The organism is Mesorhizobium sp. M1E.F.Ca.ET.041.01.1.1, from assembly GCF_003997355.1.
Lineage (GTDB): Bacteria > Pseudomonadota > Alphaproteobacteria > Rhizobiales > Rhizobiaceae > Mesorhizobium.
The window spans coordinates 1-6,164 of record NZ_RZSL01000371.1; the positions used below are offsets into that span (position 1 = coordinate 1).

General features: G+C 65.1%; 9 protein-coding genes. 4 read left to right on the plus strand and 5 right to left on the minus strand.

The features are described from left to right. On the plus strand, positions 1–386 hold a 386-nt coding region (locus EOA38_RS24900; RefSeq protein WP_145966056.1), incomplete at its 5' end, for an aldo/keto reductase. Between the two features lie 6 nt (positions 387–392). Here the strand turns inward: EOA38_RS24900 and EOA38_RS24905 are convergent. Continuing rightward, the gene (locus tag EOA38_RS24905) at positions 393–1,364 is read right to left on the minus strand and encodes a glycosyl transferase family 90 (RefSeq protein ID WP_127300468.1); all 972 of its coding nucleotides are present in this window, start codon (positions 1,362–1,364) and stop codon (positions 393–395) included. Between the two features lie 120 nt (positions 1,365–1,484). Beyond that, positions 1,485–2,150 carry a GntR family transcriptional regulator gene (locus EOA38_RS24910; protein ID WP_127300472.1) on the minus strand — a complete coding sequence of 222 codons (666 nt, stop codon included), beginning with the start codon at positions 2,148–2,150 and terminating at the stop codon, positions 1,485–1,487. Positions 2,151–2,268: 118 nt separating this feature from the next. Between EOA38_RS24910 and EOA38_RS24915 the strand changes: the two genes are divergently transcribed. Together EOA38_RS24915 and EOA38_RS24920 are read left to right on the plus strand one after the other, a co-directional pair. After that, positions 2,269–3,522, plus strand: coding sequence for a multidrug efflux MFS transporter (locus EOA38_RS24915; RefSeq protein ID WP_127300469.1), 1,254 nt, complete (start codon positions 2,269–2,271; stop codon positions 3,520–3,522). A 35-nt stretch (positions 3,523–3,557) separates the two neighbouring features. Next, positions 3,558–3,932, plus strand: coding sequence for a DUF423 domain-containing protein (locus EOA38_RS24920; protein ID WP_127300470.1), 375 nt, complete (start codon positions 3,558–3,560; stop codon positions 3,930–3,932). 40 nt (positions 3,933–3,972) lie between these two features. On the opposite strand, the gene EOA38_RS39315 is transcribed toward EOA38_RS24920, so the two are convergent. Both EOA38_RS39315 and EOA38_RS39320 read right to left on the minus strand, forming a co-directional pair. Continuing rightward, a complete protein-coding gene (locus EOA38_RS39315) occupies positions 3,973–4,110 on the minus strand; it encodes a hypothetical protein (protein WP_189434865.1) in 138 nt (45 codons plus the stop codon). A 58-nt stretch (positions 4,111–4,168) separates the two neighbouring features. Continuing rightward, a complete protein-coding gene (locus tag EOA38_RS39320; RefSeq protein ID WP_189350105.1) occupies positions 4,169–4,312 on the minus strand; it encodes a hypothetical protein in 144 nt (47 codons plus the stop codon). 178 nt (positions 4,313–4,490) lie between these two features. Between EOA38_RS39320 and EOA38_RS24925 the strand changes: the two genes are divergently transcribed. Beyond that, positions 4,491–5,570, plus strand: a complete 1,080-nt coding sequence (locus tag EOA38_RS24925) for a LacI family DNA-binding transcriptional regulator (protein ID WP_127300471.1) — start codon at positions 4,491–4,493, stop codon at positions 5,568–5,570. Positions 5,571–5,577: 7 nt separating this feature from the next. Here the strand turns inward: EOA38_RS24925 and opgC are convergent. Next, positions 5,578–6,164, minus strand: a 587-nt coding sequence (gene opgC / locus EOA38_RS24930; RefSeq protein WP_189434867.1) for an OpgC domain-containing protein, incomplete at its 5' end; no start/stop codon positions are given.

Genomic DNA, 6,164 nt, shown 5'->3' on the forward strand with positions numbered 1-6,164 from the left:
TTTCGGGAAAATCCCGCCGCGACAGCCCGACGGCGCGGCAACTTGGCGGCTGGTCGGAACCGCCGATCCGCGATGAGGACAGGTTGTGGCGGATCGTCGACATGCTCTCCGAGATCGGCAAGGCGCGTGGCGTGTCGGCGGCGCAGGTGGCGCTTGCCTGGCTGCTCGGCCGCCCGGCCGTCAGCTCGCTGGTGATCGGTGCCCGCAACGAAACCCAGCTCACGGACAACCTTGCCGCGGCAAGCCTGACGCTGACGCTCGACGAGCGTTTGCGCCTCGACGCCGTCAGCCGGCCGCCGGTGCTTTATCCTTACTGGCACCAGCAGTTCACCGCCAAGGACCGTTTCGGCCCGGCCGACCTGGTGCTCGACCGCAGCGATATCTAAGAACCCTCAGCCCGTGATGTAGCGCCAGACCTCGGGGTCGGGTTTGATCTGGCCGCTCAGCACGAAATATTTGTAGAGGACGAGCAGCGAGACCGCCCGCTCGTCCATTTCATTGCTGAACCGGCGGCAGTAAGCGTTGGCTGCCGTCGTGATGCGTTGGGCTTCCGCCGGGTGCGTTTCGAAATAGGCGATCTTGTCGGCGACGTCCGAAAAATCGGGCGCCAGCGGCACGTAGTGGACATTGGGCTCGACCTCAGCTTCGGCGAACCAGGTCTCGTAGGTCGGCGGCGGCATCAGGCAGAGCGAGTTCGAGCTCATGATCCATTTCAGGTTCGTGGCCACGTCGTTACCTTCGAGCGAGACGATGTACCGGAACTGCAGCTGCTGCGGGATCGTGAGGTAGGGCTTGCGGTAGTTCTCCGGCGCGCTTGGCTTGGGCGAGCCCGCATCGCAAGCCGGCAGACCGCGCACTGCATCGACGAACCGCTTGCGGATCGGATTGTTGAAATCGCCGCGCCAGACCGCCATCGGGCGCTTGTCGGCGAAGGACAACCCGTCGCGGGGAAACCGGAAATGGCGGAACTTGTCGAGCTTCATGATTACGGCGTTGCCGTTGTCGTCACGGATCGGCCGGTCCTTGACGATCGCCGGCATCCTAGGCACATCGACGACATCGCCGAACTCGAGATCGATGAGCAGGTCGCGATCGAAGTAGCGGGCGAACTCCTTCAGATCGTAATAATACATGCTCCCGAACTTAGGGATTTGACCGGCCCGCACGGCCGCCGCGCTGGGCACGAAGCTGTGCTCGAGCTTGTTGTAGTAGTTGACCCGATCGCGGACCGTTCTGCTGGAGAGCCTCGCCTGCTGCAGGCAGCCGGCAAGGCGCTGGCGAAAGAGGGTCTGCGGCACCACATCGCGCGTTATGTTGCGTACGAAATAGAATACCCGCGCTGCGGTGCGTAAGGGCGAGGCCATGCGTCCTTCGTTTCAAAGATGTGGCGTCGAGCCTCCTACAGCATTGTGCCGGACATCTTGCAAGCCCGCGCAGGCAAACGAACTTGTGAGAGTCCTAATATTCGGCGGCGATTGCAGGGATCAGGCAGCGACGACGGCGAAGCCCCTGGCGCGCAGGCCGCGCCGGTCATCATGCAGCGAAGTCACCAGCCGGTCGCGGCTGCCGGCGATATGAGTCGAGAGCAGCCTAGCTGCCTCGTCGGCGTCACCCTTTCGCACGGCGCCCAGGATGGCATGGTGCTCGGCCCAGGCGCGGCCGAGCACCGCCTCGTCGCGCACTTCCAGCCAGCGGGCACGCGACAGCCTGGTCATTGCATCGCGTACCGCCCGCAACAGGAATTCATTGCCGGAAAGCCTGGCCAGCTCGATGTGGAAATCCATGCCGACGCGATGCCATTCCTCGCGCGGCGTGTCGGCGTCGCAGGAATCGAGCATCGCCGCGATCACCTCGACCCCGCTGCGATCCTCAAGCGCTGCCGTCAGCCGCACCGCCGCCACCTCGACCGCCTCGCGGTAGACGGCGATCTGGCCAAGCTCGGCGAGATTGATCGGCGCCACGGTCCAGCCGCGGCCGTCGCGGCCGACCAGACCTTCGGTCTCGAGGCGCAGCAAAGCGGCCCTGACAGGCGTGCGCGAGGCGCCGAAGCGGCTTTCGATCCAGCGCTCCGTCAGCCGCTCGCCCGGGCCGATCTCCAGCCCGAGGATCATCTCGCGAAGTTGCCTTTCGACATTCTGCATCTGCGACATTGTCGTTCCGCTCTTCGGCACCGCATTGACAGCAGCCGGGTTGAGGTCCATGACGGATACCGATTTGGTATCCCAAAATGGTATCCGGAGCAATCCCGGATAACCGGGCAGGCATGACATGGCGGACGGCGGTACAGAACAGGGCGGCTACAACGTCCATTGGCGGCGCAATCTCGCCGTCTGCTTCGCCGGCTCGTTCAGCACGCTCATTGCCATGACGCTGCTCCTGCCTTTTCTGCCGCTTTACGTCGAACAGCTCGGCGCCGAGGGGCACGCCGCGATCGTGCAATGGTCGGGTATCGCCTATGGCGCAACCTTCTTTGCCGCGGCCCTGGTCGCACCGTTGTGGGGGCGGCTGGGCGACCGCTATGGCCGCAAGCTGATGCTGGTGCGCGCCTCGTTCGGCATGGCGATCTGCATGTCGCTGACCGGCATGGTCGAGAGCGTCTGGCAACTGGTGCTGCTGAGGCTTCTGATCGGCTTTGCCGGCGGCTATTCCTCGGGATCGACCATTCTGGTGGCGATGCAGACGCCCAAGGACCGCTCCGGCTGGGCGCTCGGCGTGCTGTCGGCCGGCATCACGGCGGGCTCGCTGGTCGGCCCGCTGCTCGGCGGCGCGCTGCCGCCGGTGATTGGGATCCGCGCGACCTTCCTGCTGTCCGGCGGCGTCATCTTCCTTGCCTTCCTGGCCACGACCTTCCTGATCAAGGAAAACCCGCGTCCAGTTGCGGCCAACGCCGCTTCGGCGGCGAAGCCGAGGAGCGGCTGGTCGCATATCCCTGACAAGCGACCGGTCGTGGCGATGCTGACGACCGGCATGCTGCTCGCCTTCGCCACAATGTCGATCGAGCCCATCATCACCGTCTATGTGCAGCAACTCGTCGAGGACCAGAGCAAGGTGACGATGGTCGCCGGCGTGGTGATGTCGGCGGCCGCACTCGGCACGATCCTATCCTCCTCATGGCTGGGCAGGCTCGCCGATCGCGTCGGCCACTGGAACGTCGTTGTCGGCGCGCTTGCCGTCTCGGCGCTGCTGCTCGTCCCGCAGGCGTTCGTCACCGATGGCTGGCAGTTGATCGGGCTGCGTTTCCTGATGGGTCTGGCGCTGGGTGGCCTCTTGCCCTGCATCACCAGCGTCATCCGCCACAACATCCCGGACGGCGTCGGCGGCAATGTGCTCGGATTGTCGATCTCGGCGCAGTATGTGGGCCAGGTCGCGGGGCCGCTGGCCGGCGGTTTCGTCGGCGGCCATTTCGGCATGCGGGCGGTGTTTTTAGGCACGTCGGTGCTGATGGCGTTCGGAGCGGTCTACAACTGGATTGTCCAGTCGAGGCGGGCGCGGCATATGCTGCTCGAAGCGGGCGAGTCCTGAGAGGCTCGCCGTCAACCGAAGCACGGAGATCCGCGATGAGCCTCGCCGGGCAACCATCAAACGGCGGCAGCCGTATCCTCGTGCTGGCGGGTGGGCTCGTTGGCGCGGCAGGCGTGGCGCTGTCGGCCGCCGCCGCGCATCGGGGCGGCGCCTTCACCGGCACAGCCGCCTCGTTCCTGCTGATGCACGCCCCTGCCTTCGTCGCCATCGGCCTTGCCGACGGCAACAGGAGCCTCAGGATCGCAGGCCTGGTGCTGCTCGTCGGCCTGCTGATGTTTTCTGGCGATCTTATCGCCAGAGACTTCCTCGGCTCGCGGCTGTTTCCGATGTCGGCGCCGGTCGGCGGCACTCTGCTGATCGCCGGCTGGCTGGCGATTGCGGTCTCGGCGCTGTTGCGCCTACGGTCCTAGAACGCCCCTTCATCGGAGCGAGGCTCGCGGAGCGGCGAGGTCAGCGGCGCACCAAACGCAGCTTCCGCCTGCGCGTCACCGGCTCCGCCGCGCGCTGCCGCTCCGGCCGGTCGACCGCCGGCGAGATGCCCCAATAGTTGCGATAGATGTCCTGGAAGAGATGGCTGATCGGATGCATGGCTGATTTCCTCTGATTGAATCGATCCAATTTTTCAGCACGAAAAAAGGACCGCCCCTCAGGCGCGCTTGCGCCCCACGATGAAGCGTGGCTCGCGCTTCCACGGGCTTGCCTTGCCGCGCCGCTTTTCGCTCGTTGCGGCCGAGGCAATGCCCCAGTCGTTCTTGTAGAAGTCCTCGAACAAATAGCTGACCGGATGCATGGCACCCTCCTTCTTTCATCCGCTCTCTCGTAAGGAGAGCAATCTTGGATCGATTCAAATCATATGCTCGCCGCACTCGAAGTCAAGCAGGAATTTGAATCGATCCAAGAAAAATGTTAGATGACCGGCAACCATTCCGTGGTCATGTTCGCGATGTGACCGGATTCGGAGGAACGACATGGCATCACCCATCGAAGGCCAGGCACGACCCATCCGCCTGGCGGATATCGCCAAGGCGGCTGGCGTCTCGCATGGCACGGCCTCCAATGTCTTCAGCCGCCCGGAGATCGTGCGCCAGGAAGTGCGCGAGCGGGTCAAGGCAGTGGCGGAGGCGATGGGTTATGCCGGGCCCGATCCCAAGGGGCGCCTGTTGCGCGCCGGTAAGGTCAATGCCATCGGCGTCGGCACGACCGAGCCCCTCTCCTATTTCTTCGAGGATCCCTTTGCCCGCGTCATGATGGCCGGCATCTCCGAAGCCTGCGACGCCACGGGCGCGGGCATCGCACTGGTCTCAGCCGCCAACCAGGAAAAGCTCGCCTGGAACATCCAGAGCGCGCTTGTCGACGGCTTCATCCTATTCTGCATCGAAGGCGGCTCGCGCCTTGTCGACCTGACGCGCGAGCGCAGGCTGCCCTTCGTGGCGCTGGAACTCGGCTTCGAGGACGAAACCGTCTCGGCGATCGGCGTCGACAATGTCGCAGGCGCCAGGCTTGCAGCGCGCCACCTTGCCGAGCTCGGCCATCGCCGTTTCGCGGTGCTGTCGCTGGCCTTTGCCGACGACCGCACCGGCTTCGCCACACCGGAAATCGTGCGGAGCGCGCTCTACACAGGAACACGCGACCGCCTTGCCGGCTATTTCGAGGAGCTCTCCCGCTTCGGCATCAATACGGCGAAGATCCCGGTCTACGAGACCGAAAATGAAGAGAAGAGCACCAGGGCCGGGCTCGAGGCGATCTTCGCGGGCAACAAGCGGCCCAGCGCCATCCTGGCGATGTCGGACAGGATGGCGCTGATTGCCATCGAATGGCTGACCGCGCGGGGGCTCAAAGTGCCGGAGGATGTCTCCATCGTCGGCTTCGACGGCGTGCCGGACGGCGCGCTCTGCGACCCGCCGCTGACCACGATCGCCCAGCCGATCACCGAGATCGGGCGGCGGGCGGCGCGCATGATCCTCGACTTCGACGGCGCGGTACGGCGCGAGACGATGGGTGTCGAGCTCGTCGTCAGGGCCTCGACCGGCCCTGCCCCGAGGATCTGACGAGCCCTCAATAGCCGCCCAACCTCGCTTGCACCGGCTGCGCACCGAACGAAGCGCGCCCAGTCTGCTCGCGCGCCGGCTTGGCGCGGGCCGGACCGAGGCTGGCAAGCCATTCGAGATACAGCGCCAGCGCGAACTGCATGGCGATGCCGGCGGCGATCAGCAGCGTGTCATAGGCCAGGCCGCCGGGATTGATCAGCTTGAGCACCTGAGCCGCCATGGCGATCACCGTTCCGGCGATGAACACCGGCAGCGAGCGCTTGCCGAGGATCGCCAGCGGATTGTCGGGCCTGGCGCGGAAGAGGTTCGACACGGCCGGCAAGGCGATGATCAGGTAGCTGACAGAAAGGATATGCAGCAGTCTCGGCAGCGACAGGAAGGTCTTGTCGAAGCCGCCGATCACCACCGGCAGGTCGAACCAGGTGATATGACCCCAGAGCGGGCTGTGCACCCAGATCGCCGCGCCGACCACATAGGCGCCGGCGAAGCCCATCAGCCACCGGTTTACGGGAATGGTGCCGCCGCGCTTGACATGGAGCATGGCCGCAAGGCCGATATTGAACAGGAATTGCCAGGACAGCGGGTTGAGGAACC

What these genes read in the sequence shown, in the direction of transcription:
- EOA38_RS24910 (WP_127300472.1), bottom strand. Translation starts at nt 2,150, where the DNA reads ATGTCGCAGATGCAGAATGTCGAAAGGCAACTTCGCGAGATGATCCTC.
- EOA38_RS39320 (WP_189350105.1), bottom strand. Translation starts at nt 4,312, where the DNA reads ATGCATCCGGTCAGCTATTTGTTCGAGGACTTCTACAAGAACGACTGG.
- EOA38_RS24905 (WP_127300468.1), bottom strand. Translation starts at nt 1,364, where the DNA reads ATGGCCTCGCCCTTACGCACCGCAGCGCGGGTATTCTATTTCGTACGC.
- EOA38_RS24915 (WP_127300469.1), top strand. Translation starts at nt 2,269, where the DNA reads ATGGCGGACGGCGGTACAGAACAGGGCGGCTACAACGTCCATTGGCGG.
- EOA38_RS39315 (WP_189434865.1), bottom strand. Translation starts at nt 4,110, where the DNA reads ATGCATCCGATCAGCCATCTCTTCCAGGACATCTATCGCAACTATTGG.
- EOA38_RS24925 (WP_127300471.1), top strand. Translation starts at nt 4,491, where the DNA reads ATGGCATCACCCATCGAAGGCCAGGCACGACCCATCCGCCTGGCGGAT.
- EOA38_RS24920 (WP_127300470.1), top strand. Translation starts at nt 3,558, where the DNA reads ATGAGCCTCGCCGGGCAACCATCAAACGGCGGCAGCCGTATCCTCGTG.